Annotated in this window: 24 protein-coding genes; 16 read left to right on the forward strand and 8 right to left on the reverse strand. The window is 75.8% G+C overall.

Going from position 1 to position 25,839, the window contains the following annotated elements; translation table 11 throughout:
• The 5 genes from VER05_RS04505 to VER05_RS04525 form a co-directional block, all read left to right on the forward strand.
• Nucleotides 1-466 (forward strand): S1 RNA-binding domain-containing protein (locus VER05_RS04505; protein ID WP_324844206.1); only part of this gene is annotated, 466 nt, incomplete at its 5' end.
• 1 nt (nucleotide 467) lies between these two features.
• On the forward strand, nucleotides 468-1,796 hold the full coding sequence (locus VER05_RS04510) for a pitrilysin family protein (protein ID WP_324844207.1): 1,329 nt from the start codon (nucleotides 468-470) through the stop codon (nucleotides 1,794-1,796).
• Between the two features lie 138 nt (nucleotides 1,797-1,934).
• The gene (locus VER05_RS04515; RefSeq protein ID WP_324844208.1) at nucleotides 1,935-2,795 is read left to right on the forward strand and encodes a hypothetical protein; all 861 of its coding nucleotides are present in this window, start codon (nucleotides 1,935-1,937) and stop codon (nucleotides 2,793-2,795) included.
• A gap of 20 nt (nucleotides 2,796-2,815) precedes the next feature.
• Nucleotides 2,816-3,571: a 4-hydroxy-tetrahydrodipicolinate reductase gene (gene dapB / locus VER05_RS04520; protein ID WP_324844209.1), complete on the forward strand. Its 756-nt coding sequence runs from the start codon at nucleotides 2,816-2,818 to the stop codon at nucleotides 3,569-3,571.
• 5 nt (nucleotides 3,572-3,576) lie between these two features.
• Nucleotides 3,577-4,104 (forward strand): hypothetical protein, encoded by a 528-nt coding sequence (locus VER05_RS04525; RefSeq protein WP_324844210.1) that lies wholly within the window; start codon nucleotides 3,577-3,579, stop codon nucleotides 4,102-4,104.
• A gap of 199 nt (nucleotides 4,105-4,303) precedes the next feature.
• On the opposite strand, the gene VER05_RS04530 is transcribed toward VER05_RS04525, so the two are convergent.
• From VER05_RS04530 to VER05_RS04540, 3 genes are all read right to left on the reverse strand, one after another.
• Nucleotides 4,304-6,064 carry an EAL domain-containing protein gene (locus VER05_RS04530; protein ID WP_324844211.1) on the reverse strand — a complete coding sequence of 587 codons (1,761 nt, stop codon included), beginning with the start codon at nucleotides 6,062-6,064 and terminating at the stop codon, nucleotides 4,304-4,306.
• Nucleotides 6,065-6,226: 162 nt separating this feature from the next.
• A complete protein-coding gene (locus VER05_RS04535; protein ID WP_324844212.1) occupies nucleotides 6,227-6,787 on the reverse strand; it encodes a GNAT family N-acetyltransferase in 561 nt (186 codons plus the stop codon).
• Nucleotides 6,788-6,792: 5 nt separating this feature from the next.
• Nucleotides 6,793-8,262: an NAD-dependent succinate-semialdehyde dehydrogenase gene (locus VER05_RS04540; RefSeq protein ID WP_324844213.1), complete on the reverse strand. Its 1,470-nt coding sequence runs from the start codon at nucleotides 8,260-8,262 to the stop codon at nucleotides 6,793-6,795.
• 72 nt (nucleotides 8,263-8,334) lie between these two features.
• On the opposite strand from VER05_RS04540, the gene VER05_RS04545 reads away from it, so the two are divergent.
• Entirely contained in the window at nucleotides 8,335-9,150 is an 816-nt protein-coding gene (locus VER05_RS04545) for a thymidylate synthase (RefSeq protein ID WP_324844214.1), read from the forward strand.
• Between the two features lie 91 nt (nucleotides 9,151-9,241).
• Here the strand turns inward: VER05_RS04545 and VER05_RS04550 are convergent, their stop codons facing one another.
• Nucleotides 9,242-9,562, reverse strand: a complete 321-nt coding sequence (locus tag VER05_RS04550; protein WP_324844215.1) for an AzlD domain-containing protein — start codon at nucleotides 9,560-9,562, stop codon at nucleotides 9,242-9,244.
• Complete coding sequence (locus VER05_RS04555) at nucleotides 9,559-10,338, reverse strand: AzlC family ABC transporter permease (protein WP_324844216.1); 780 nt, start codon at nucleotides 10,336-10,338, stop codon at nucleotides 9,559-9,561. Before VER05_RS04555 ends, VER05_RS04550 begins: the two co-directional genes overlap by 4 nt.
• A gap of 214 nt (nucleotides 10,339-10,552) precedes the next feature.
• Between VER05_RS04555 and VER05_RS04560 the strand changes: the two genes are divergently transcribed.
• From VER05_RS04560 to VER05_RS04585, 6 genes are all read left to right on the forward strand, one after another.
• On the forward strand, nucleotides 10,553-11,509 hold the full coding sequence (locus VER05_RS04560; RefSeq protein WP_324844217.1) for a sugar ABC transporter permease: 957 nt from the start codon (nucleotides 10,553-10,555) through the stop codon (nucleotides 11,507-11,509).
• A complete protein-coding gene (locus tag VER05_RS04565) occupies nucleotides 11,506-12,432 on the forward strand; it encodes a carbohydrate ABC transporter permease (RefSeq protein ID WP_324844218.1) in 927 nt (308 codons plus the stop codon). The genes VER05_RS04560 and VER05_RS04565 overlap by 4 nt, the downstream gene beginning before the upstream one ends.
• Nucleotides 12,433-12,559: 127 nt before the next feature.
• Nucleotides 12,560-13,921 carry an ABC transporter substrate-binding protein gene (locus VER05_RS04570; protein ID WP_324844219.1) on the forward strand — a complete coding sequence of 454 codons (1,362 nt, stop codon included), beginning with the start codon at nucleotides 12,560-12,562 and terminating at the stop codon, nucleotides 13,919-13,921.
• Complete coding sequence (locus VER05_RS04575; protein ID WP_324844220.1) at nucleotides 13,918-14,736, forward strand: glycerophosphodiester phosphodiesterase; 819 nt, start codon at nucleotides 13,918-13,920, stop codon at nucleotides 14,734-14,736. The genes VER05_RS04570 and VER05_RS04575 overlap by 4 nt, the downstream gene beginning before the upstream one ends.
• A gap of 88 nt (nucleotides 14,737-14,824) precedes the next feature.
• Nucleotides 14,825-15,739 carry a 4-hydroxy-tetrahydrodipicolinate synthase gene (dapA, locus tag VER05_RS04580; RefSeq protein WP_324844221.1) on the forward strand — a complete coding sequence of 305 codons (915 nt, stop codon included), beginning with the start codon at nucleotides 14,825-14,827 and terminating at the stop codon, nucleotides 15,737-15,739.
• Between the two features lie 12 nt (nucleotides 15,740-15,751).
• Nucleotides 15,752-17,437, forward strand: a complete 1,686-nt coding sequence (locus tag VER05_RS04585) for a ribonuclease J (RefSeq protein ID WP_324844222.1) — start codon at nucleotides 15,752-15,754, stop codon at nucleotides 17,435-17,437.
• An 89-nt stretch (nucleotides 17,438-17,526) separates the two neighbouring features.
• Here the strand turns inward: VER05_RS04585 and VER05_RS04590 are convergent, their stop codons facing one another.
• Nucleotides 17,527-18,681 (reverse strand): DNA glycosylase AlkZ-like family protein, encoded by a 1,155-nt coding sequence (locus VER05_RS04590; protein ID WP_324844223.1) that lies wholly within the window; start codon nucleotides 18,679-18,681, stop codon nucleotides 17,527-17,529.
• Nucleotides 18,682-18,850: 169 nt separating this feature from the next.
• On the opposite strand from VER05_RS04590, the gene VER05_RS04595 reads away from it, so the two are divergent.
• The 4 genes from VER05_RS04595 to VER05_RS04610 all read left to right on the forward strand — a co-directional run bounded on the left by VER05_RS04595 (nucleotide 18,851) and on the right by VER05_RS04610 (nucleotide 23,370).
• Nucleotides 18,851-21,601: an FtsK/SpoIIIE family DNA translocase gene (locus VER05_RS04595; RefSeq protein WP_324844224.1), complete on the forward strand. Its 2,751-nt coding sequence runs from the start codon at nucleotides 18,851-18,853 to the stop codon at nucleotides 21,599-21,601.
• A gap of 100 nt (nucleotides 21,602-21,701) precedes the next feature.
• Entirely contained in the window at nucleotides 21,702-22,325 is a 624-nt protein-coding gene (gene pgsA / locus VER05_RS04600; RefSeq protein ID WP_324844227.1) for a CDP-diacylglycerol--glycerol-3-phosphate 3-phosphatidyltransferase, read from the forward strand.
• The gene (locus VER05_RS04605; protein ID WP_324844225.1) at nucleotides 22,322-22,819 is read left to right on the forward strand and encodes a CinA family protein; all 498 of its coding nucleotides are present in this window, start codon (nucleotides 22,322-22,324) and stop codon (nucleotides 22,817-22,819) included. Before pgsA ends, VER05_RS04605 begins: the two co-directional genes overlap by 4 nt.
• A gap of 215 nt (nucleotides 22,820-23,034) precedes the next feature.
• On the forward strand, nucleotides 23,035-23,370 hold the full coding sequence (locus VER05_RS04610) for a helix-turn-helix domain-containing protein (protein WP_203669190.1): 336 nt from the start codon (nucleotides 23,035-23,037) through the stop codon (nucleotides 23,368-23,370).
• 216 nt (nucleotides 23,371-23,586) lie between these two features.
• On the opposite strand, the gene VER05_RS04615 is transcribed toward VER05_RS04610, so the two are convergent.
• Nucleotides 23,587-24,405, reverse strand: coding sequence for an Fpg/Nei family DNA glycosylase (locus tag VER05_RS04615; protein ID WP_324844226.1), 819 nt, complete (start codon nucleotides 24,403-24,405; stop codon nucleotides 23,587-23,589).
• Nucleotides 24,406-24,468: 63 nt separating this feature from the next.
• On the reverse strand, nucleotides 24,469-25,839 hold a 1,371-nt coding region (locus tag VER05_RS04620), incomplete at its 5' end, for an Lhr family helicase (protein WP_422653154.1).

The raw sequence follows: 25,839 nt of genomic DNA on the forward strand, positions 1-25,839 counted from the left end.
GGTCGACAAGATCGGCGAGGTCATCGGCCCGAAGGGCAAGATGATCAACCAGATCCAGGAGGAGACCGGCGCCGACATCTCGATCGAGGACGACGGCACGGTCTACATCGGCGCCACCGACGGTCCGTCGGCGGAGGCCGCACGGGCGGCGATCAACGCGATCGCGAACCCGCACATGCCGGAGATCGGCGAGCGCTTCGTCGGCACGGTCGTGAAGACGACCACCTTCGGCGCGTTCATCTCGCTCTCGCCGGGCAAGGACGGCCTGCTGCACATCTCGCAGATCCGTCGCCTCGTCGGCGGCAAGCGGGTCGAGAAGGTCGAGGACGTCCTCGGCGTGGGCCAGAAGGTCCAGGTCGAGATCGGCGAGATCGACCCGCGCGGCAAGCTGTCGCTGCACGCGGTGGTCGAGGGCGAGGAGGCGGGCTCGGACGAGTCCGCCGCCGCTGAGCCGGCCGACGCCTGACGTGCCGCTGGACCTCCCGCTGGTCGCGCCCGGTCAGCCGGGCAGCGACCTGACCGCCGGGCAGGCGGGTGACGGCTCCGTCCGTCGCTCCGTCCTGCCCGGCGGGGTCCGCCTGCTCACCGAGCACGTCCCCGGCGTGCGGTCCGCGTCCGTCGGGGCGTGGGTCGGCGTCGGCTCCCGGGACGAGTCCGACGGGCACCACGGCTCGACGCACTTCCTCGAGCACCTGCTGTTCAAGGGCACCGCGCGGCGCACGGCGATGGACATCGCCGAGGCGTTCGACGAGGTCGGCGGCGAGGCGAACGCCGCCACGGGCAAGGAGCACACCTGCTACTACGCCCGGGTGCTCGACGAGGACCTGCCGATGGCGGTCGACGTCATCGCGGACATGGTGACCTCGGCCCGCCTGGACCGCGACGAGCTCGAGACCGAGCGCGGCGTGATCCTCGAGGAGCTCGCCATGAACGACGACGACCCGAGCGACGTCGTGCACGAGCGGTTCGCGACGGTCGTCCTCGGCGACCACCCGCTCGGCCGGCCGATCGGCGGCACCCCGGACACGATCCGGGCCGTGCCGCGGGACGCCGTCTGGGAGCACTACCGGCAGCACTACCGCCCGGACACGCTCGTCGTGACCGCGGCGGGCAACGTCGACCACGACGCGCTCGCCGAGCAGGTCACCCGGGCGCTGCAGGACGGCGGCTGGGACCTCGCGGCGGGCGCCGCCCCGGCCGCGCGCCGCGGTGCGACCGAGGCGCTGCCGGTCACGGCCGGCGCCTCGGAGGTCACGGTGCGCCGGACCACCGAGCAGGGCAACGTCATCGTCGGCGGGACCGGCCTCACGGCCACCGACCCCCGGCGGTTCACGCTCTCGGTCCTGAACGCGGTGCTGGGCGGCGGCATGTCGTCCCGGCTGTTCCAGGAGATCCGCGAGAAGCGGGGGCTGGCGTACTCGACCTACTCGTTCGCGTCCGGCCACGCCGACACCGGCGTCTTCGGCCTGTACGCAGGCTGCGCCCCGGCGAAGATCGACGAGGTCACCGACCTCATGGTCGCCGAGCTGGAGCGCCTCGCGGACGGCGGCATCACCGACGCCGAGCTGCGCCGGTCGGTCGGGCAGCTGTCCGGCGGCCTGGTGCTCGGCCTGGAGGACTCCGGGTCGCGCATGAGCCGGCTCGGCAAGTCCGAGCTGGTGCACGGCGAGCTGCTGTCCACGCAGGAGTCGCTCGACCGCGTCCGCGCGGTCACGGCGCGCGAGGTGCAGGAGCTGGCCGCCGACCTGGCGGCGCGGCCGCGGTCCGTCGTGCGCGTGGGGCCGTTCGGCGGCTGACGCGCGATCGTCACCGGAGCCGGGTCCCCGTCCGCGGGGGCCCGGCTCCCGCCGTTCCCGGGGTCGTCGCCGACGCCACCCGCGGGCCGGGCGGAAGGTCCCGTTCCGCCGCGCGCCGGGCGGGACGATGATGAGGGCATGGCCGCCGTCACCTCCGCCCGCCGCTCCGTCGCCGTCGCCCCCCGGTCGCCGGGGCTGGTCGAGGCGCTCTGGGTCGCCCGCGCGCCGCACGCCGCGCCGCCGCGGGTCGCGCTGCCCGACGGCCGCCCGTCCGCGGTGGTCCGGCTGGGCGCGCCGGTGCGCTGGGTCGACCCGCTGACCCGGGAGACCGAGTCGGTCGGCAGCGTGCTGCGCGGCCCGCGCGTCGTGCCGGGCGTCGTGCTGCCCGCCGGGGACGCGGAGTCCTGGGAGGTGGGCGCGCGCCTGGCGCCGTGGGCCCTGTCCGCGCTGCACCCCGAGGGCTTCCTGGTGGACGAGCACCGGCCGCTGGGCGAGGCGCTGGGCCTGGACGAGGCCGCGCTGGCGGCGGGGATGCGCGCCGCCTGGGACGCCGCCGCCGGGCTCGGCGAGGCCGCCGCGGCCGCCGCCTGCGCGGCCGTCCTGGAGGACGCCCTGGCCGCCGCCGTCCGGCGCCCGGTGCCGCCGGCCGACCGCGACGCCGTCGACCGGGTCGCCCGGTACGCGGACGCCGAGCGCGGCTTGGTCCGGTCGGTCGACCTGGCCCGCGCGGTCGACCGGTCGCTCGCCGGCCTGCACGCGCTGCTCGCCGCGCACGTCGGGCTGAGCCCGTCGGCGTTCCTGTCGACGGTCCGGCTGTCCTGCGCGGTGCGCGAGCTCGGCGTCGACGACCGCGGGGACGCCGTCGGGGTGGTGCGGGTGCTGCGCGCGTACGCCGACGCCGGCTACCCGCAGCGGGAGGTCGAGCGGTTCACGGGGCTGCACGCGCTGGACCTGCGCCGGGCCGTCCGCGGCATGGAGGACGTGCTCGCGACCGCGTAGGGCTCGCATAGGCTGCCTCGGTGAGCGAAACGATCGCGGTGGCCGTGCTGGGCGCGGCCGGACGCATGGGACGGACCGTCGTCGACGCCGTGGAGGCGTCGCCGGACCTGGAGCTGGTGGCCGCACTCGAGCACGGGGACGACGTCGGCGCGGTGGCCGCGACCGGCGCGCAGGTCGCGGTCGACTTCACGGTCCCGTCGGTCGCCGAGGCCAACGTGCGGTCGCTGGTCGCCCAGGGCGTGCACGCGGTCGTCGGCACCACCGGCTGGACCGCCGAGTCGCTGGCCCGGGTCGAGGCCGACCTCGCCGACCGGCCCGGCGTCGGCGTGCTGGTCGCCCCGAACTTCGCGCTCGGCGCGGTGCTGGCCATGGCGTTCGCCGCGCGGGCCGCCCGGTGGTTCGAGTCGGTCGAGGTCGTCGAGCTGCACCACCCCGACAAGGTCGACGCCCCGTCCGGCACCGCCCGGCACACCGCGCACGCGATCGCGGCGGCCCGCCGGGAGGCGGGGCTGGGCCCGGTGCCGGACGCCACCACGACGGCGCTCGACGGCGCCCGCGGGGCGGACGTGGACGGCGTGCGGGTGCACGCGGTGCGGCTGCGCGGGCTGGTCGCGCACGAGGAGATCCTGCTGGGCAACGCGGGGGAGCAGCTGACCATCCGGCACGACTCGTTCGACCGGGTGTCGTTCATGCCCGGCGTGCTGCACGCGGTCCGGCAGGTCGGGTCCCGCCCGGGGCTGACCGTCGGGCTCGAGCACTACCTGGACCTGGGCTGACCGGCGTGGGGGAGCCCCGGGACCCCGCGCCCGCGCCCGCCGCGCCCGCCCGCCGCCGCACCGGGCTGATCGCCGCGATCGCCCTCACCGCGCTGCTCGGCCTGTACCTGTGGCTGGTCGCGGGCCGGGCCGTCGCCCTGATCCGCACCGGCGAGCCCGTCGGCGTCGGGCTCGGCGCGGCGTTCGCGCTGCTGCCGCTGCTGGTGCTGGGCCTGGTCGCGCGGGAGTGGCTGCTCGCCGTCGACGTGCAGCGCATGGCCGACACCCTCGCCGCGCGCGGCGAGCTGCCCGTCGACGACCTGCCCCGCAGCCCGGGCGGGCGGATCGACCGCTCGGTGGCCGCCGGGCAGTTCGAGGCGGCGCGCGCCGAGGCCGAGGCGGCGCCGGACGGCGACTGGGGGACCTGGTACCGGCTCGCGTTCGCGTACGACGCGGCCGGCGACCGCAAGCGCGCCCGCGCGGCGCTGCGGCACGCGTCCCGGGTGCACCGCGGCCGCGCCGCCGCCGGCGAGGAGCCCCGCGGCCTGTCCTGACGGGACCGGTCGCGCCGCCCCCGCCCGCGCGCGCCCCGGCACCACCGACGCGCCCCGGCACCACCCACGCGCCCCGGCACCACCGACGCGCCCCGGCACCACCGACAGTGGATGGTTGTGACGGACACGCCGACGGCGTGTCCGTCACAACCTTCCACTCTCGGGGTGGTCGAAGCCGGCGCCGCCGCGTCCGCGCCCCTCAGGTCGCCGGGGTCAGGTACGCGCGCAGCGCGTCCGAGGACATCGGCCGCGCGACCAGGAACCCCTGCACCAGCGGCACGCCCGCGGCCCGCAGCGCGTCCAGCTGCGCGTCCGACTCGACACCCTCCGCGACCACGGTCATGCCCTGCTCGACGGCCATCCGGTGCACCAGCTCGACCAGCAGCGCGTCCAGCGGGTCGTCGAGCATCCCGGCGACGACGGACCGGTCGATCTTCAGGACGTCCACCGGCAGCCGCGTCACCTGGCGCAGCCCCGACATCGCGCCGCCCAGGTCGTCCAGGGCGATCGGCACCCCGGCCGTCCGCAGCGCGTCGAGCGCCGGCAGCGCGCGGGCGACCTGGGCCTCGGTCGCGGCCTCCGACAGCTCCAGACGGACGCCGTCGTGCGGCGTGCCCGCCGCGTCCAGCACCCGGAGCACCCGGTCGGCGAGCAGCGGCTCCTCCAGGGCGGCGGGGGAGAGGTTGACGTTCACCACCGCGGGGGCGGCGGCGCCGAGCGCGGCCCGCCACGCCGACCGGTCCGCGCACGCGCGCTCCAGGACCCACAGGTCGAGCTCGAGCGCCAGGCCCGCCCGCGCGGCCCGGTCCAGCGGCGCCGCCGGGCCCGCCAGCCGGCCCTCGGCGTCCCGGGACCGCAGCAGCGCCTCGACCTCCCGCACCGAGCCGTCGGCGGTGCCGGCGATCGGCTGGTAGTGCACCTCCAGCGCCGCGAGGTCGAGCCCCGGCAGCGCCGCCAGCCCCGCGAGGCCCGCCGGCCCGGCACCCGGCCCGGCGTCCGCGCCGGCCAGCCGCACCCGGTCGCCGCCGGCCTTCTTCGCGCCGTACATCGCCAGGTCCGCCTCGCGCAGCAGCCGGTCGTGGTCGACGAGCGCGCCCGCGCCGAGCGCCAGGCCGACCGACACCCGGGAGTGCGCGGGCACCGGCAGGCCCGGGTCGTGCGCGGCGATCGCGGAGCGCAGCACCTCGCCGAGGTCCAGCGCGCGCACCCGCCAGGTGTCGTCGGGCGTCTGCGGGGGCAGCAGCCGGGCGAGTGCGAACTCGTCGCCGCCGAGCCGGCCGACCACGTCGCCGGGCAGGGCCGAGGCCGCGAGCCGGGTCGCCACGGAGTGCAGCAGCGCGTCGCCGAACGAGTGCCCCAGGGTGTCGTTGACCTCCTTGAGCCGGTCGAGGTCGAGGAACGCCAGGACGACCGCCCCGCCGTCGTCGCGCGCCGCCGCGCACAGCTCCCGGAGCCCGTCGACGAACCGGGCCCGCGAGGTGACGCCGGTGAGGTGGTCGTGCGACGCCTCGTGCGCGAGCTCCGCGGCCAGCGCCTCCATCAGCGTCGTCGGGTCGAGGATGCCGACCGGGCCGCCGTCCGGCCCGGTGACCATCATGTCCTGGTAGCCGTCGCCGCCGACCAGCCGCTCGGCGGCCTCGGTCAGCGACGCCCGGACGTCGACCCACGGCACCTCCCAGCGCGCGACGTCCGCGACCGGCCGCCGCCCCCACAGCGACCGGCCGAAGCCGTACCGCCCGGTCATCGTCGTGAGGAAGTCCTTGCGGGCGACCATCCCGAACGGACCGCCCGCCTCGCGCGGGGCGACGAGGACCGACGAGCCGGTCCACCGGGTGCGGAAGCCGACGTCCACGGCCTCGCAGGAGTCGGTCGGGGAGACGACGACGGGGGCGGAGACCAGGTCGGACAGCAGCCGGCCGCGGTCGGCGCGCCGCCACGGCGCGCGGGTCTGGGGGGACACGCCCGCACGATCGCCCGCCGCGCCCGCGACCTGAGGCGTCGCCGCGCCGCGTCGCCGGCTGTTCGCGCGCCGTTCACCCCGCGCCGCCCGTCCGGGTGAGGGCGTCACCCGCCCGGCCGCGCCCGGCCGAGCCGCGCGAGCCCGCGCCCGCCCGCGCCGCGGTCAGATGCTCGCGCCCCAGAGGTGCTCGGTGATCTCCCGCGGGTCGTCCTGCTCGCCGAGCACCCGGGTCGCCCCGACGTCACCCAGGCCGGCCGAGCCGAGGAACTGCTCGCGCGCGGTGTCCCCGACCACGACCCAGGTCTGCACGCTGGTGGCCCGGTCCTCGTCGCGCAGCAGGTCGACCACGGCCGCGAGCAGCCGCGACCCGTGGCCGAGCCGTCGCTCGGCGGGGTCGACCTCGAGCGCGAGGATCTCGCCGCCCGGGGTGTCGTCGCCGGACCCGGGCGGGGCCGTGACGGGGGCGACCGAGGCGAACCCGACCAGCCGCGGCCCGTGCATCGCCACCAGCACCCGGTAGCCGCGCCCCGGCGGCGAGGCGATCGCGGCGGCCCACTGGTCGGTGACCCGCGCGAGGTCGACGCGGTCCAGCACCTCCTCGCCGACGAGGTCGCCGAGCGTGGCGCGCCACGCGGCGAGCTGCACGGCCGCGACGGCGCCCTCGTCCCCGGGGACGGCGGGGCGGACGGAGACGTCGGAGGTGGCGGCGAGCAGGGGGTCCATGCCGGTCACAATGCCACGTACACCGGCTCCAGGTACTCCTCGATCCCGGCCTCGCCGCCCTCGCGGCCGATGCCCGACGACTTCACGCCGCCGAACGGCGCGCTGGCGTCGGAGACCATGCCCCGGTTGATCCCGAGCATGCCGGCCTCGACGCCCTCGGCCAGCCGCATGACCCGGTCGACGTCCCTCGTGTACGCGTACGCGACGAGGCCGAACTCGGTCCCGTTCGCGAGCCGGAGGCCGTCGCCCTCGTCGCCGAACGTCACGACGGGGGCCACCGGGCCGAAGATCTCCTCCCGCACCGCGCGGGCGTCCTCGGGCACGCGGTCGAGCACGGTCGGCGGGTAGAAGTACCCCCGGCGGCCGGGCCGCTCGCCGCCGGTGCGCACCCGGGCGCCGTCGTCCGCCGCCTCGGTGACCAGCTCCTCGACCCGGTCGACGGCCGACCTCTCGATGAGCGGGCCGACCGCGACGTCCGGGGCGGTGCCGGGGCCCATCACCAGCCGCTCGAACGCGGCCGTCAGCCGGTCGGCGAACTCCGCGGCCACGGGCTCCTGGACCAGGAACCGGTTCGCGGCGACGCAGGTCTGCCCGGCGTTGCGCATCTTGGCGGCCACGGCGCCCTCGACGGCGGCGTCCAGGTCGGCGTCCGCGAACACCAGGAACGGCGCGTTCCCGCCGAGCTCCATCGACGTCCGCAGCACCTGGTCCGCGGCCTGCTTGAGCAGCGACCGCCCGACCTCCGTCGACCCGGTGAACGAGAGCTTGCGCAGCCGCGGGTCGGCGATCACCGGCTCGGTGAGCGCGCGGGACGACGACGTGGGCAGCACGTTGATCACGCCGGCCGGCAGGTCGCGGGCGTCGAGCTCGGCGCGGACGATCTCGGCGAAGTACGCCGTGGTCAGCGGGGTGAGCTGCGCCGGCTTGATGATCACCGGGCAGCCGGCGGCGAGCGCCGGCGCGACCTTGCGGGTGATCATCGCGATCGGGAAGTTCCACGGCGTGATGAGCAGCGCGGGGCCGACCGGCCGCCGGAGCACGAGCTGGTGGTGCGTCCCCGCGGGCGCGCGCCGGGTCAGGCCGTCCAGCCGCACCGCCTGCTCGGAGTACCAGCGCACGAACTCGGCCGCGTACTGCACCTCCGCGCGCGCCTCGGCCAGCGGCTTGCCGCCCTCGGCGGTGATGAGCGCCGCCAGGTCCTCGGCGCGGGCGACCATCGCGTCGAACACCGCGCGCAGCACGTCCGACCGGGTCCGCGGGGCGACCTCGCGCCAGGCCGGGAACGCCCGGTGCGCCGCGCCGAGCGCCGCGAGGCCGTCCTCCGGCGTGGCGTCCGCCACCTCGAACAGCACGTCGGTGGTCGCCGGGTCGGCGACGGCGAACGTCCCGCCGCCCGTGGCGTGCCGCCACTCGCCGTCGATCAGCAGGCCGGTGGGCGTGTGGGCGGCGACGTACGGCGGCAGCGGCGAGGTCATGGGGCCAGTGTCGACCCGGACGTCGCCGTGCGGCACCCCGAGATCGCCGGGCACGAACCCTACGATGGCCCCATGACGACGCCCGCCGGACCGATCGAGACGCCGTACGAGGACCTGCTCCGCCTGGTGCTGGAGACCGGCACCCCCAAGGCGGACCGCACCGGCACCGGGACCCGCAGCGTGTTCGGGCACCAGATGCGGTTCGACCTCCAGCAGGGGTTCCCGCTCGTCACCACCAAGCGCGTGTTCCTGCGCGGGCTGACCGAGGAGCTGCTCTGGTTCCTGCGCGGCGAGCGCAACGCGCGCACGCTCCAGGAGAAGGGCGTGCACATCTGGGACGAGTGGGCGGCCGAGGACGGCGACCTCGGCCCGGTCTACGGCGTGCAGTGGCGGTCCTGGCCGACGCCGGACGGCGGCACGATCGACCAGCTCGCGCAGGTGCTCGACGGCCTGCGCCGCGACCCCGACTCGCGCCGGCACATCGTCTCGGCGTGGAACGTCGCGGACATCCCGTCGATGGCGCTCGCGCCCTGCCACGCGTTCTTCCAGTTCTACGTGGCCGACGGGAAGCTCTCGTGCCAGCTCTACCAGCGGTCCGCGGACCTGTTCCTCGGCGTGCCGTTCAACATCGCCTCCTACGCCCTGCTGACGCACATGGTCGCGCAGCAGGTGGACCTCGAGGTCGGCGACTTCGTGTGGACCGGCGGCGACTGCCACATCTACGACAACCACGTCGAGCAGGTGCGCGAGCAGCTGACCCGGGACCCGTTCCCGGCGCCCACCCTGCGCCTGAACCGCGCGCCGTCGCTGTTCGAGTACACGTACGAGGACGTCACCATCGAGCACTACCAGCACCACCCGGCGATCAAGGCCCCGGTCGCGGTCTGACCCGCGCCGAGTTCGGCACTCCCGCGCCGAGCTCGGCACCTCCAGCTGCCGAACTGGGTCCCGACGTGCCGAAGTCGGCGCCCGCGCGCCGCTAGGGGAGGCCGAGCCAGCGGAGCAGCGCGGCCGTCGCGGCCGCCAGGAGCACCACGAGCACGAACGGGGCGCGCAGCAGCAGGGCCACCGCCGCGACCGCCAGCGCGGCCAGGCGCGCGTCGAGCGCGAGCGCGCCGTCGGTCGTCGCGGTCTGCACCGCCACCAGCGCGGCCAGCAGCGCCGCGGTCACCAGCGCCGCGGTCCGCACCACCCGCGGGCGCTCCAGGAGGGCGCGGGGGACCAGGTGCCCGGCGACCTTGGTCGCGAGCACGACGACGGACGCGGCCAGCACCGCCCACCACACCGCGAGCCGGCTCACGGGGTCACCACCGGGGCCGCGTCGTCCTCGTCGCCGCCCGGGCGGCCCCCGGCGCGCGCCCCCGCGCCGCCACCGCCGTCCAGCACCCCCACGACCACCGCCAGCGCCGCGGCCGCGAGCACCGGCACCCCGGCCGGCGCCACGGGCGTGAGCGCCAGCGCCAGGGCCGCCGCCGCCACGGCCACGACCCGCACGGTCCGGGTCGCCCGCCGGTCGTCGCCGGACAGCCGCGGCCACAGCAGCGCCAGGAACGCCGCGCCCGCCGCCGCGTCCAGCCCGTACCGGCGCGGGTCGCCCAGCGCGTCGCCGAGCAGCGCCCCGAGCAGGGAGAACGCGTTCCACAGCACGAACACCCCGGCGCCGGTCCACCAGAACCCCGCGCGGGTCGCGGCCGGCGTCGGCTGCGCGGTGGCCACGGCCGTGGACTCGTCGATCGTCAGGTGCGCCGCGAGCACGCGTCGCCAGCCGGACGCGCCCAGCAGCGGGGCCACCTGCACGCCGTACAGCCCGTTGCGCGCCCCGAGCAGGCCCGCGGTGGCCACCACCGCGCCGATGCCGCCGCCGGCGCCCACGACGCCCACGGCGGCGAACTGCGAGCCGCCGCTGAACATCAGCAGGCTCAGCGCCATCGTCTGCGGCACGTCCAGGCCGGCGGCGACGGACAGCGCCCCGAACGAGACGCCGTACAGCCCGGTGGCCACGGAGACGGACAGGGCGGTGCGGACGGCCGACCGGACGGCGGGGTCGGTCCGGTCCGCGGGGGAGCGGGCGGGCACGCGACGAGGGTAGGACGTCCCCGAGGGGAGGTCGGCCGGCTGTCCAGGCGCTGACCGCCCGGTGACGCCGCGGAACCCCAGGTGAACGACCCGGGAAGCCTTGCGGAACGCACCCCGGGAAGGGTCGTCCGGGGTGGCGCGGCCGGGGCAGGGTGTCCAGGGCCGGCGACGGAGCGGGCCAGCACCTGCCCCCTCTCGAAGCGGACCTCTCCCCGTGACCACTGCCGAAGTCCTCGCCCCGCCGCCGGCGGCCGCCCCCTCGGGCGCCCCCCGGCAGCGCGGTGCGCTCCAGTCGCGCCGCCGCCGGTCGGCGCTGCTCTGGTTCCTCCTGCTGGCCGGGCCCAACGTGGCCCTGCTGCTGGTGTTCGTCTACCGGCCGCTGATCCAGTCGTTCTACCTGTCGACGCTGCAGTGGAACCTCGGCTCGCCCGTCGCCCGCAGCATCGGGCTGGGCAACTACGTCGAGCTGTTCACGTCGCGGAACTTCACGCAGGTCGTGACGACCACGGTCGTGTTCACCGTCGCGACGGTCGGCGGCGCCATGCTGCTGGGCCTCGGCCTGGCGGTGCTGCTCAACCAGAAGCTCCGCGGCCGCGGCTTCGCCCGCACCGTGGCGTTCGCGCCCTACGTGCTGTCGGGCTTCGCGGTCGGCATCCTCTGGCTGTTCATCTTCGACCCGCGGTACGGCCTGATGCGCGAGGTGCTGAGCTGGGTCGGGGCCTCGTCGCCCCAGTGGTACACCCAGCGCCCCTGGCCGCTGGTCATGGTGATCATCGTCTACCTCTGGAAGAACCTCGGGTACGTCGCGCTGATCTACCTGGCCGGCCTGCAGTCGGTCCCGCAGGACCTCAAGGACGCGGCGGCCCTCGACGGGGCGTCGTCGTTCCGGACGCTGCGGTCGATCATCCTGCCGCTGCTCACCCCGACGTCGTTCTTCCTGCTGGTCACGATGATGCTGGCCTCGCTGCAGTCGTTCGACATCATCAAGGCGATGACCCAGGGCGGCCCGCTCGGGTCGACCACGACGCTCATGTACTCCGTGTACCAGGAGAGCTTCGTCAACGGCCGCGCGGGGTACGCCTCCGCCGTCGCCACGGTCCTGTTCCTCGTGCTGCTGGCGGTCACCGCGGTGCAGATGCGGTTCGTCCAGCGGAAGGTCCACTACGCATGAGCGTCCTGACCCCGAAGCGGCCGGCCGCCGCCACGACCACCCCGCCCGCGGCGCCCACCGCGCGCGACGTCCGGCCCACCGCCGCGTCCTCGCGCCCCGGCCGCCGGCAGCGCCCGCACGTCGCCAGCTACCTCACGATGGTCCTCGCGACGATCGTGCTCGGCGCCCCGCTGATCTGGATGCTGCTCGCCAGCCTCAAGACCTCGCAGGAGCTGTACCAGTTCCCTGTGCAGTGGCTGCCGTCGGCGCCGAGCCTGGACAACTACGCCCAGGCCGCGGACACCGTGCCGCTCGGCCGGCTGCTGCTCAACAGCGTCGGGCTGACCGTCGTCGGCGCCGGCCTCAAGGTGGTGCTCGGCCTCACCTGCGCCTACGCGCTCGTGTTCCTCGAGTTCCCGTTCAAGAGGATCGTGTTCGGGCTGGTCATCGCCACGCTGATGATCCCGCCGCAGGTCACGATCATCCCGAACTACACCCTGGTCGCCGAGCTCGGCTGGCTGAACACCTACCAGGGCATCCTCGTGCCGGGCCTGGCCAGCGCGTTCGGCACCTTCCTGTTCCGCCAGCACTTCCTCACGCTGCCGGCCTCGATCCTCGAGGCCGCGGAGCTGGACGGCGCCGGGCACTGGCGCAAGCTGTGGCGGTTCGTGGTCCCGATGAGCACGCCGACCATCGCGGCGGTCACGCTGGTGTCCGTCGTCACCGAGTGGAACGACTACCTCTGGCCGTTCCTGGTCATCGACCGCGCCGACAAGATGACGCTGCCGATCGGCCTGACCCTGCTGCAGAACATCGACGGCCTGACCAACTGGGGCGTGCTGCTGGCCGCCACGGTCGTCGTGACCCTGCCGATCCTCGTCGTCTTCCTGGTCCTGCAGCGCCGGCTCGTCGCCGGCCTCACCGCGGGCGCCGTCACGGGCTGACGCCCGGCCCGCCCCGCACCCACGACGTGGCCGGTCCGCCGGCCGCCTGAGACGGTCGCGCCCCCGCGCGCCCGTCAGCCCCCCGAGCGCCGCGACGCGGCGCGCGAACCCCCGAAGGAGCACCACCGTGTCCCACCCCCGCAGGCGCCGCCGCAGCACCCTGGCCGTCGCCGCTGCCGTCGCCGGCACGACGCTCGCGCTCACGGCGTGCGGCGGCCCGTCGACCGCCGCCTCGTCCGACGAGTCCGCGGCCGCCGACGCGACCGACTGGTCGCAGGTCGAGCCCGCGTCCGAGATCACCTGGTGGAGCAACCACCCCGGCCAGTCCCAGGCCGTGGAGGAGCAGCTCATCGCCGACTTCGAGGCCGAGAACCCGGACATCACCGTCAACCTGGTGACCGCCGGCGCCAACTACGACGAGGTCGCCCAGCGGTTCCAGGCCGCCTCGCAGACCGACGAGAAGCCGGACCTGGTCATCGCGTCCGACGTCTGGTGGTTCCGCTACCACCTGAACGACCAGATCATGCCGCTGGACGACGTCTTCGACGCGATCGACGCCGACGCGGACGACTTCCAGCAGGGCCTGTACGGCGACTACGAGTACGAGGGCCAGCACTGGGCCGCGCCGTACGCGCGCTCGACGCCGCTGTTCTACTACAACAAGACGATGTGGCAGGCCGCGGGCCTGCCCGACGAGGGTCCGGAGACCTGGGAGCAGCTCCAGGAGTGGAGCACCGCGCTCGAGGCCCAGGTCCCGGCGGAGGGCTCGCCGTTCGGCCTGTCGCTCGGCACGTCCTGGTCGGCCTGGTGGTTCGAGAACATGATCTGGGGCCAGGGCGGCGAGTACTCCGACGAGTTCGACGTCACCCTCGACTCCGAGGAGGCCCTCGCGGGCGGCGAGTTCCTCCGCGGCCTGTTCCACGGGGACGACGCGATCGCCACGGTCTCGGCGGACGACTCGATGGCGGACTTCGCGTCCGGCCTCATCGCGTCGACCATCGGGTCGACCGGCTCGCTGAAGGGCGCGCTCGACGCGGCCTCGTTCGAGGTCGGCACGGCCTACCTGCCCGACGGCCCGCAGGGCGGCGGCACGCCGACCGGCGGCACCGGCCTGGCGATCTCCTCCTCCAGCACCCCGGAGAAGCAGCTCGCCGCCGCGATGTTCCTCGAGTTCCTCACGAACACCGAGAACACCGCGACGTTCTCCCAGGCGACCGGCTACATGCCGGTGCGCACCTCGGCCGTCGAGTCCGACACCATGAAGGCCGTGTACGAGCAGTACCCGCAGTTCCGCACCGCGGTCGACCAGCTGGCGGAGAAGGCGCGCCCGCAGGACTACATCCGCGTGTTCGTGCCGGGCGCCGACGCGCTGCTCACCGACGCGCTCGAGCAGATCGTCCTCGAGGGCACCGACCCGGCCGAGGCGTTCGGGTCCGTCACGCCGCAGATCGAGACGGCGTACACCGAGAACGTCGAGCCGTACCTGTGACCGGAACCGTCACCGGTCCGGTCGCCGGGGCCGCCCACCAGGGCGGCCCCGGCGCCGGGGCGTCCGCGCCCCTGGTCGTCGCGCACCGCGGCAACTCCGCCGTGGCCCCGCAGAACACCCTCGCCGCGTTCGAGGCGGCGTGGCGCGCGGGCGCGCACAGCATCGAGATCGACATCCAGCCGACCGCCGACGGCGAGGTCGTGGTCATCCACGACGACACCGTCGACGCCACCACGGACGGGTCGGGCGTCGTCACCGAGATGACGCTCGACGCGGTGCGCGCGCTGGACGCCGGCTCCTGGTTCGCGTCGGCGTACGCCGGCCAGCGGGTGCCGACGTTCGCCGAGGTGCTGGAGCTCATGGTCCGCCGCCCCGGCATCGACCTGCTGCTCGAGCTCAAGGGCGCCTTCACGGTCGAGCAGGTCCGGCCCGTCACCGACGCGATCCGCGCCGCCGGGCTCGCCGACCGGGTCATCGGGCAGTCGTTCTGGCCGGAGTCCGTGCGGGCGCTGGCGTCGGCGGATCCCCACCTGCGCCGCGGGCTGCTGATCTTCCAGGTGCCGGAGGACGGCGGGGTCGACGAGGTGGTCCGCGTCGCGGGCGAGCTCGGCGTCATGACCGTCAACCCCTACGGCCCGCTGCTGGTCGAGCACCCGGACCTGGTCGAGCGGCTGCACGCCGCCGGCCTGCAGGTCCAGGTCTGGACGCTCAACGAGCCCGAGCACTGGGCCACCGCCGTGGCCCTCGGCGTGGACGCGGTGATCACCGACCGCCCCGACCGCCTGGCCGGCTGGCTCGCGGCGCGCGCGTCCTGAGCCGCTGAGCACGCCCCGCCCCGCGCCGGGGCCGGTCCACCCCGGACGGGTGCGACCGGCTCCGGCGCGGGGCGGTACCGTTGAGGCCATGCTCCCCGCCACCCCGTCGCGTCCCTTCGGCGCGGTGCTCACCGCCATGGTGACGCCCATGCGGGAGGACGGCTCGGTCGATCTCGACGCCGCCGTCTCCCTCGCCACGCACCTCGTGGACCACGGGCACGACGGCCTGGTGCTCAACGGCACCACCGGGGAGTCGCCCACCACGCACGCGCCCGAGAAGGCCGAGCTGGTGGCGGCCGTCGTCGGCGCCGTGGGGGACCGGGCGACGGTCGTCGCCGGCGCCGGGTCGAACGACACGCTGCACGCCGTCCGGATGGCCGAGCAGGCCGCCGAGGCCGGCGCGGACGGCCTGCTGGTCGTCGCGCCCTACTACTCGCGCCCGTCGCAGCCCGGCCTGGTCGCGCACGTGACCGCCGTCGCGGACGCCACGCCGCTGCCCGTGATGCTCTACGACGTGCCCGGCCGCACCGGCGTCCGGTTCGCCGCCGAGACCCTGGTCGAGCTCGCGCGGCACGACCGCGTCGTCGCCATGAAGGACGCCACCGGCGACCTGTACGGCGCCGCGAAGGCCGCCGCCGCGACCGGGCTCGCCTGGTACTCCGGCGACGACTCGCTCTACCTGCCGTTCCTGGCGCACGGCGCCGCCGGCATCGTCAGCGTGGTCGGCCACGTCGCCGGCCCGCAGCTCGCCGCGCTCACCGCGGCCCACGACGCGGGCGACCACGCCCGCGCCCTCGAGATCTTCCTGTCGATCGCACCGGCGATCGACGCGCTCAACGGCCGGGGATTCCAGGCGGTCGCGGCCAAGGCCGCCGTCTGGTCCCTCGGCCTGATCCCGTCCCGACACCTGCGGCTGCCCAACGTCGCCGCGTCGGACGAGGACGTCGAGGCGGTGCGCGCGGGCCTTGCTGCCGCGGGCATCGCCGGCGTCCTGTCCGCCTGAACCAGGAGAAGCATGTCCCACCCGCACCCCGACCTCGCCCTGCCGCCCGCCCTGCCCGAAGGGGGCCTGCGCATCGTGGCCCTCGGCGGCCTCGGCGAGGTCGGCCGCAACATGGCCGTCCTCGAGTACGGCGGCCGCCTGCTCATCATCGACTGCGGCGTCCTGTTCCCCGAGGACCACCAGCCCGGCGTCGACCTGATCCTGCCGGACTTCGGCTACATCGCCGACCGGATGGACGACGTCGACGGCATCGTGCTCACCCACGGGCACGAGGACCACATCGGCGCCGTGCCGTACCTGCTGCGCCTGCGCCAGGACATCCCGCTGATCGGCTCGCAGCTGACCCTCGCGTTCGTCGAGGCCAAGCTCAAGGAGCACCGGATCACCCCGCTGACCCACGCGGTCAAGGAGGGGCAGACCGAGCAGATCGGCGCGTTCTCCTGCGAGTTCGTCGCGGTCAACCACTCGATCCCGGACGCGCTGGCCGTCGCGGTCACCACCGGCGCCGGCACCGTGCTGCACACCGGCGACTTCAAGATGGACCAGCTCCCGCTGGACGGCCGGATCACCGACCTGCGCGCGTTCGCGCGGCTGGGGGAGAAGGGCGTCGACCTGTTCATGGTCGACTCCACCAACGCCGAGGTCCCGGGCTTCGTCAGCCCCGAGCGCGAGATCGGCCCGGTGCTGGACAACGTGTTCGCCACCTCCGCGCGCAAGATCGTCGTCGCGTCCTTCTCCTCGCACGTGCACCGCGTGCAGCAGGTGCTGGACGCCGCCGCCGCGCACGAGCGCAAGGTCGCCCTGGTCGGCCGCTCGATGATCCGCAACATGACGATCGCCGCCGAGCTCGGCTACCTCAAGGTGCCGGACGGCGTGCTGGTCGACGCCAAGCGCCTCGACGACGTGCGCGACGACGAGCTCGTGCTCATGTGCACCGGGTCGCAGGGCGAGCCGATGGCCGCGCTGTCCCGGATCGCCAACAACGACCACAAGATCTCGGTCGGCCCCGGCGACACCGTCATCCTCGCGTCGTCGCTGATCCCCGGGAACGAGAACGCGGTGTACCGCGTCATCAACGGCCTCACCCGGCTCGGCGCGCGCGTCGTGCACGGCGGCAACGCCAAGGTGCACGTCTCCGGCCACGCCAGCGCCGGCGAGCTCCTGTACTGCTACAACATCCTGCGGCCGCGCAACGTCATGCCGGTGCACGGCGAGGTCCGGCACCTGGTCGCGAACGGCGCGCTGGCCGTGAAGTCCGGCGTCCCGGCCGACCGCGTGGTGCTGGCCGAGGACGGCGTGGTCGTGGACCTGGTCGACGGCCGGGCCTCGGTCGTCGGCGCCGTGCCCTGCGGGTACGTGTTCGTCGACGGCTCGTCGGTCGGCGGCATCACCGAGGCCGACCTCAAGGACCGCCGGATCCTCGGCGACGAGGGCTTCATCTCGATCTTCGCGGTGATGAGCTCGACCGACGGCAAGGTGCTCGGCAAGCCGCAGATCCTCGCCCGCGGCGTGGCCGAGGACGACAAGGTGTTCGACGCGATCCTGCCGGACGTCACCGCGGCCCTCGAGGACGCGGCGCGCGGCGGGGCGGTCGACACCCAGCAGCTGCAGCAGGTCGTGCGGCGCGTGGTCGGGCGCTGGGCGTCCAACCGCCTGCGCCGGCGGCCGATGATCATCCCGGTGGTCGTGGAGGCCTGACCCGGCCCCGGCTGCCGGCACCGGACGGCCCGGGCGCGCGACCCCGCGGGGTGCGTGCGCCCGGGCCGTCCGCGTCCCGGGCGGCGCGGTCAGGCGGGGTCGGCGCCCCGGAAGGCGGCCAGGCGCTCGTGCTGCTCCGCGACGGCGCGCTCCAGGGCGGCGTCCCACGGCAGCCACGGGTCGAGCTCGAGCGCCAGGCGCCGGCCCCGGGCGCGCGGGCGCCAGGTGCCCACCACCTCGCCGTCGGCCAGCACCGCGCCGGGGCGGCCGAGCACCGGCCACAGCGCCGTCGCCCGGGCCGGGTCGGGGACCAGGACGTGCCGGTCGCGAGCCTGGAGGAACAGGTCGTGGGGGCCGAGCAGCCGGACCACCCGCTCGCCGTCCCCGGTCCCGGTGCCGAGCAGCGCGGGCAGGTCGTCCGCCAGCACCGACGCCGTGACGCCCTCGACGTCGACGGGGACCGCGTCGGCGGGCCAGCGCCGCTTCACGTCGGCCACCGGCGCGTCGAGGAACGCGGCGACGTCCTTCGGGGTCGCCGGGCCGAGCAGGTGCAGCACGCCGCGGACCAGGTCGTGCGCCGCCTCGTCCGGCGCGTCGTCGGCGGCGCCCGCCCCGTCCCCGCCCCGGTCGACCGCCCCCACCTGCGCGGGCGGGAACCCCGGCGACCGGCGCAGCACCGGGGGAGAGGTGCCCGGCTCCAGCTCCAGACCGGCGTGCAGCGCCCCGAGCCGGAACGGCATCTCGAACATGTGCGTCGCGCCGCAGGGCCGGCACCAGCGGAGGTACGGCTCGTCGAGCTCGGCGGTCATGCGCGTCGAGAGCTCGCCCTTCGGGGTCGGCTCGCCGACGACCGCGTGCATCGTCCTCGCGACGTGCGCGAGGGCGTCGACCGGCCGGATGCCCGCGGCCCGCAGCGGCTTCGCGGCGTCGTAGATCCGCCTGCCCGCGTCGGCGTCGGAGTACGGCCGGAGCGCGCGCTGCACCGCGGGCAGGTCGCCGCGGCGGTAGGCGTGCGGGGCGCCGCGGACGCTCCACACCAGCGCCAGGTCGTCCGGCCACGCGCCCGCCCGGGCGGGCACCCCGCGGACCGCCAGCGCCCACAGGGCACCGTCCGGCCCGGTGTCCTGGACGCCGGCGTCGAGCACCGCGGCGTCCGTGCCGGCCCGGCCCGCGTCGGGCTCCCGGTCGAGCTGCTGCGCGCGCACCCGGTACCGGCGGACCTGGTCGGCGCTGACGTGCTCCATGCCCCGAGCGTCCCACCCGGCACCGACAGCCGCCGCGACCCGGGCGCGCCCGCACGCCGGCGCGGACCGGTGCGGACGCCGTCGGACGGCTGTGTCGCCCGTCACCGACACGCACCCCACCGGCGCGGGCTCCCGGCCGGGCAGGCCCCGGGCGGCTACCGTGAGGATCATGGCCGCCCGTCCGTCCTCCACCGCCACCCGTGCGGCTGCGCCGTCGACGCGCGCCCGCACCGCGGCACCGGCGGCGCGCGCGTCCGGCTCCGGCTCCCGCGGCTCCGCGAAGAACGCCGCCCCGCCCCCGCCGCCGCGCCCCGCGCTGCCGGTCCGGATCGTCCGCGGCATCTGGATGGGCGCCGCCCACGTCGTCGGCGGCGCCGCCCGCCGGGTGGGCCACGGCGCGCGCGACCTCGACCCCGCGCTGCGCCGCGACGGCGCCGCGTTCTTCCTCATCGCCCTGGCGATCGTGGTCGCCGCGCGCGAGTGGTGGGGCCTGGACGGCATGGCGGGCGACGCCGTGCACGTGGTGGTCGCCGGCACGTTCGGCCGGGTCGCCGTGGCGGTCCCGGTCGCGCTGGTCGGCATCGCGATCCGGCTGATGCGGCACCCCGACCGGAACCAGGCGAACTCCCGCATCGGCATCGGCGTCACCGCGATCACCCTCGCGGCGTGCGGCCTGGTGCACGTGCAGCAGGACCTGCCCGCGCCGTCCGGCGGCTTCGAGGCGGTCCGGGACGCGGGCGGAATCGTCGGCTACCTGGTCGGCACGCCGCTGGTCAGCCTGGTGACCGTCTGGGCGACCGTGCCGCTGCTCGTGCTGCTGGCGTTCTTCGGCGTGCTGGTCGTGACCGCGACGCCCGTGAACCAGATCGGCCCCCGCCTGCGCGGGCTCTACGACCGGCTGACCGGCAACCACCGCGAGGACGAGGTCGAGGACGACGACGCCCCGCTGGTGATCAACGCCGGGCACACCGCGATCGAGGAGCCCCCGGCCAAGCAGTCCCGCCGGAAGCTCGTCGACCGGCTGAAGAAGCGCGCCGCGGCGGACCCGGACGACCCCGACCTGCTCGACGAGTACGCGGGCGACGAGGCCTTCGAGCGCGCCGCGTACGTCGAGCGCAAGCGCCGCGAGGAGGAGGACGCGACGGCGCTCCTCGAGGCCGAGGGCGCCGACGAGGACGTGGTCGAGCCGAGCACCGCCCCGACCCAGGCGGTGACGGCGGTCGGCGCCGCCTCCGCCGCGGCCGCCGCCCCGGCGCCCCGGCCGGACCCCGTGGCCCCGCCGACCACCGGCGTGCCGCGCGGCGAGCAGCCCATGCTCGGCGGCGACGTGCTCTACACGCTCCCGGACGAGAGCGCGCTCGCGAAGGGCGCCCCGCACAAGGTGCGCTCGGCCGCGAACGACCGCGTGGTCGAGGCGCTGACCGGCGTGCTGGAGAACTTCGAGATCGACGCCCAGGTCACCGGCTTCACCCGCGGCCCGACCGTGACCCGGTACGAGGTCGAGCTCGGCAAGGGCGTCAAGGTCGAGCGCGTCACCGCCCTGAGCAAGAACATCGCCTACGCCGTGGCGTCGGCGGACGTGCGCATCCTGTCGCCGATCCCCGGCAAGTCGGCCATCGGCATCGAGATCCCGAACACCGACCGCGAGACGGTCTCCCTCGGCGACGTGCTGCGGTCGAGCGCGGCCCGCCGCTCCGAGCACCCGATGGTGATCGGCGTCGGCAAGGACGTCGAGGGCGGCTACGTCACGGCGAACCTGGCGAAGATGCCGCACATGCTCGTCGCCGGTGCGACGGGTGCCGGCAAGTCGTCCTTCGTGAACTCCATGATCGTGTCGATCCTCATGCGGTCGACGCCCGACCAGGTCCGCATGGTGCTGGTCGACCCGAAGCGCGTCGAGCTCACGGTCTACGAGGGCATCCCGCACCTCATCACCCCGATCATCACCAACCCCAAGAAGGCCGCCGAGGCCCTCGAGTGGGTGGTGCGGGAGATGGAGGCGCGGTACGACGACCTCGCGATGTTCGGGTTCAAGCACATCGACGACTTCAACGTGGCGGTGAAGGCCGGCAAGGTGAAGCCGCTGCCAGGGTCCGAGCGGAAGATCGCGCCCTACCCGTACCTGCTGGTGATCGTCGACGAGCTCGCCGACCTCATGATGGTCGCCCCGCGCGACGTCGAGGCGTCGATCCAGCGCATCACGCAGCTCGCCCGCGCCGCCGGCATCCACCTGGTGCTCGCGACGCAGCGCCCGTCGGTCGACGTCGTCACCGGCCTGATCAAGGCCAACGTGCCGTCCCGGCTGGCGTTCGCCACGTCGTCGCTCACCGACTCCCGCGTCGTGCTCGACCAGCCCGGCGCCGAGAAGCTGATCGGCCAGGGCGACGCGCTGTTCCTGCCGATGGGTGCCGCGAAGCCGATGCGCACCCAGGGCGCCTGGGTCTCCGAGTCCGAGATCCACGCCGTCGTCGCGCACGTGAAGCAGCAGCTGAAGCCGGTCTACCGCGAGGACGTCACGGTCACCGCGGCCAAGAAGCAGGTGGACGAGGACATCGGCGACGACCTCGACCTGCTGCTGCAGGCCGCCGAGCTCGTCGTCACCTCGCAGTTCGGCTCGACCTCGATGCTGCAGCGCAAGCTGCGGGTCGGGTTCGCCAAGGCCGGCCGCCTGATGGACCTGCTCGAGTCCCGCGAGATCGTCGGCCCGTCCGAGGGGTCGAAGGCGCGCGAGGTCCTCGTGCAGCCGGACGACCTCCCGGGGACTCTGGCGATGCTCCGCGGCGAGCCGGAGCCGGGCGGGTCGGGCCCGTCCGCCGGCGACGCCGCGGGCGAGGACCGGTACGCCGCGCCCGAGGGCCGGATGCCCGGCGAGCCGCCCGAGGCCGTCGACTACTACGACGACGCCGACGACCTGCGCTGACACCCGTGCGGGACCCCGGCGCGCCGGGGCCGGACGCGCCGTCCGGGCCGTCGCGCGCGCCCGCTGCCCGTAGGCTGTCGGGGTGAGCCGCCCTTCGCCGATGAACGTCGCCAACGTCGTGACGGTGCTGCGCATCGCCGTCGTGCCGTTCTTCGCCTGGGCCCTGCTGGTCGACGGCGGGGACGACCCGCGGTGGCGCTGGGTGAGCGCCGGGATCTTCGCGCTGGCCGCCGCGACCGACCGGCTCGACGGCTACCTGGCCCGGCGGCTCGGCCTGGTCACGGACCTCGGCAAGCTGCTCGACCCGATCGCCGACAAGGCCCTCATCGGCACCGCGCTGGTCGGGCTGTCCTGGATCGGCGACCTCAGCTGGTGGGTCACCGGCGCGATCCTGGTCCGGGAGATCGGCATCACCGTGATGCGGTTCTTCCTGCTGCGGTACCTGGTGCTGCCCGCGTCCCGCGGCGGCAAGATCAAGACGGTGCTGCAGTCGGTCGCCGTCGGGCTGTTCCTGCTGCCGCTGTCCGAGCTGCCGACCGCCGTCCTCGTGGTCGCGAGCGTCCTCATGGGCGCGGCGGTCGTGGTCACCCTCGTCACCGGCGCCGACTACGTGCGGACCGCCGTGCGGGTGCACCGGGAGCACGTCGCGGGCGGCGTCACCGACGCGACCCGGCACGCGGCCGCGACCGGGACGACGTCCGCGCACGGCGACCCGGCGCGATGACGTCGCCCGGCGCGCGCGAGGCCGCCGAGGCCCTGCTCGCCGCCCTGCGCGACCGCGGCTGGACCGTCGCGACCGCCGAGTCGCTCACCGGCGGCCAGCTCGCCGCCACCCTGGTCGACGTCCCCGGCGCCTCCCGGTCGCTGCGCGGCGGCGTCGTCGCGTACGCCACCGACGTCAAGGGTTCGGTCCTCGGCGTCGACCCCGGCCTGCTCGCGGAGCACGGCGCCGTGCACCCCGAGGTGGCCCGGCAGATGGCCGAGGGGGTGCGCGGCGTGCTCGACGCCGACGTCGGCCTCGCGACCACCGGCGTCGCCGGCCCGGATCCCCAGGACGGGTTTTCACCCGGGACGGTGCACGTCGCGGTGGCGACGCCCGAGCGCACGGTCGTCCGGACGCTCGACCTGGGCGGCGACCGCGCGACCGTCCGGGCCGCCACCTGCGTCGCGGTGCTCGGGGAGGCGCTGTCCGCGGTGGGCCCCGCCGGCGCCGCCTGACCCCCGGGAACACGCGGGGTCGTGCAGGCGTTGTGCAGATCGTGATCAACACCAGGCCCACCAGCCGTCCCGGCGCTGCCCGTCAGGGGAGCGCACTGTACGGTGGGAGCCTCCCCACGCGGGGCCACAAGGGTGCCGCCGTCGTCCGGCCCGCTGCTGCGGGTCAGCAGACGGCGCGGCAGGAGCAGGATCGGGACATGAGAGGGGGACGCCAGATGGTCGTGTTGCGCCGAGAGATCGGTGACGTGCTGCGGGATGCCCGCCAGCGGCAGGGACGCACCCTGCGCGAGGTGTCCTCCGCCGCCCGGGTGTCGCTGGGGTACCTCAGCGAGGTCGAGCGGGGTCAGAAGGAGGCGTCGTCGGAGCTGCTCGCGAGCATCTGCGAGGCGCTCGACGTGCCCATGTCGCTCGTGCTGCGCGAGGTGAGCGACCGCATCGCCGTCGCCGAGGGTCTGCTGATCCCCGACACCGTCCCGGTCGACCTGGCTTCGGCCCTGGCCGGTCAGGACAGCACCTGGCGCCGACGCCCGGAGCTCACCCCGGTCGGCTGACCGCGGGGGACACCCACCCCAGACACCGACGACGCCCGGTCGTCCCGCCCTTCGCTCGGCGGGAGACTGGGCGTCGTCGCGTCCGGGGCCGGGCAGGTGGGCTCGAGTGGAGCGTCCTGCCCGACACGCCGGTGCGTGTCGGGCAGAACGCTCCACTGGTTTCCAGTCGGGGTGCTCCGGGGGTGGGCCGGGGCAGGCACGGTCGGGGTGGGTGCGTCAGGGTGCCGGAGGCGCCGGGGCGGGCGGGCGCTGGCAGACGCCGCAGAAGTACGCCGGCCGCTCCGTCGGCGGGTGGCCCGCGAGCCCGCGCCGCACCGGGGCCCCGCACCGCCGGCACGGCTCCTTCAGCCGCCCGTGCACCCAGGTCTCCCGCCCGCGGTACACCTCCCCGGTGGTCGACGGCGAGGAGGACCCGACCGAGCGCTGCATGATCGCGCGGGCCACCCGGAGCAGCCGGACCGGGTCCGCGACCTCGTCGGCGGGGGTCCACGGCCAGATCTTCTCGAGGAACAGCGAGTCGGCCATGTAGATGGTGCCGATGCCGGCGACGACGGTCTGGTCGAGCAGCACCTCGCACACGGGCGTCGACCCGCGGGCGGCCCACCGGCGCAGCACCTCGGGGATCCCGGCGGTCTCGAAGTCGTCGGCGAGCAGGTCCGGGCCGAGGTGGCCGATCAGCGTGTGCTCGTCGCGGGTGGGCACGACGTCGAGCATCCCGATCAGCTCGCCGACCGCGGTCCAGGTCTCGTTGGCGAGCACGGCGCGGACGTGCGGCGCGCCCGCCCGGGCGCCGGGGGAGCCGGTGCGGGCGATCCGCCAGGAGCCGTCCATCCGCAGGTGGGTGTGCAGCGTGCGGCCGTCGTCGAACCGGGTGAGCAGGTGCTTGCCGTACGGCTTCGTGCCGAGGACGGTGCGGCCGACCAGGTCGACGGTGGCGGCGGTGGGCCAGCGCAGGTCGCTGCGCACCAGGACCCGCCCGGCCAGGGCCTCGTCCAGCCGCCGGGCCGTGCGGGCGAGGATGTCGCCCTCAGGCACGCGGGGTCACCGCCCCGGCCGGGCACGGGCGCCGCCGCGGGCCTCCCACCGGGCCGGACCGCCTCACCGCGCGCTCCGCAGCCGGATGCCGCGTGGCGTCGGCGCGAAGTCCGCCAACGCCAGCGCCCGGCCCAGCGCGGTCGACTCCAGCCCCCCGGTCAGCAGCTCCTCGCCGTCGGCGCGCACGAGCGTGATCCGGCCGAGCCGCCCCTCGCGCACCGTGTCGGCGAGCCGCGCGGTCGCCAGCCGGAGCGCGGTCTCGTCCTCGGTGAAGGTCAGCACCGTGCGCCCGCCGCGCTCCAGGTACAGCGCGAGCACCCCGTCGACCAGCACCACCACGGCGCCCGCCTTGCGCCCCGGCCGGTGCCCGGTGGGGGCGTCGGCGCGGACCGGCCACGCGAGCGCGGCGCCGTACGGGTTGGCGGGGTCGGTCGCGGCGAGCAGCACGACGGAGCGGTCGGCGTCGGCGGGCACGGACTGCTCCGCGATCCGCTCGATCTGCCGGGCCTCCGCGCGCAGCTGGTCGACGGCCCCGGGCAGCGCGAACTGGGAGCCGCCGAGGTGCTCCACGAAGTACCCGCGCCGGACCTGGCCCTGCTGCTCGAGCGCCGCGAGCACCCGGTAGACCGGGGCGAACTGCCCGGCGACGCCCTCGGCGGGCGCGACCGCGCGGGTGAGCACGCCGTGCCGGTCGAGCAGCTGCGCCGCCAGGGCGTGCGCGCGACGGGTGGGGTCCTGCTCGCGGGACGGCAGGATCGACCACCGGCCGCCGGCCTCTCCGCCGGAGGTCGCGAGCCCGCCGCCTAGCCCGCCCAGCCCGCCGCCGGCGAGCCCCGCGGACCGGAGCCCCACCCCGCTGCCGCGCAGGCTCGGCCGCCCGCCGAACCGGCCGCCGCCCATCGTGAGCTGCCGCGCCCGCGACGGCGGCGCGGAGGCGGTCGTCTTGTGCGTGGTCCTCCCGCCCGCCAGCCGCGCACGCAGCGGCGCGAGCCCGTCGTTCGTGACGAGGCCCGCCCACACCAGGTCCCACAGCGCGTCCACCAGCGCGGCCTGCGACGGCGGCGACTCGGGCAGCGCCTCGGCGACCCGGGACCCCAGCGCGCCGACGAAGTACGCCCCGCCGCCCCGCAGCGCCTCGACCAGCGCGCGGTGCAGCGGCGTGTCCAGGTGCTCGGGCGCGGGCGTCGGCTCGGCGCCCGGCGGGGTGAGCAGCGGCAGCGTCAGGTCGGCGGTCGCCGCCAGGTGCAGGCTCACCAGGCCGTCCTTGCCGGGCAGCGTCCCGTGCCCGGCCCACAGCACCTCGCCGGACGCGGTGAGCTCGTCCAGCAGCGCCGGGCTGTAGTCCGGCACGCGGGCGGGCAGCACGAGCGACTCCAGGGCGGACGCCGGCACGACGGCGCCCGCGAGCTGCTCGACGGCACGCGCCAGCCCGTC

Origin of the sequence: Cellulomonas sp. (genome assembly GCF_035634735.1) — a bacterium.
Taxonomy (GTDB): Bacteria; Actinomycetota; Actinomycetes; order Actinomycetales; family Cellulomonadaceae; genus Cellulomonas.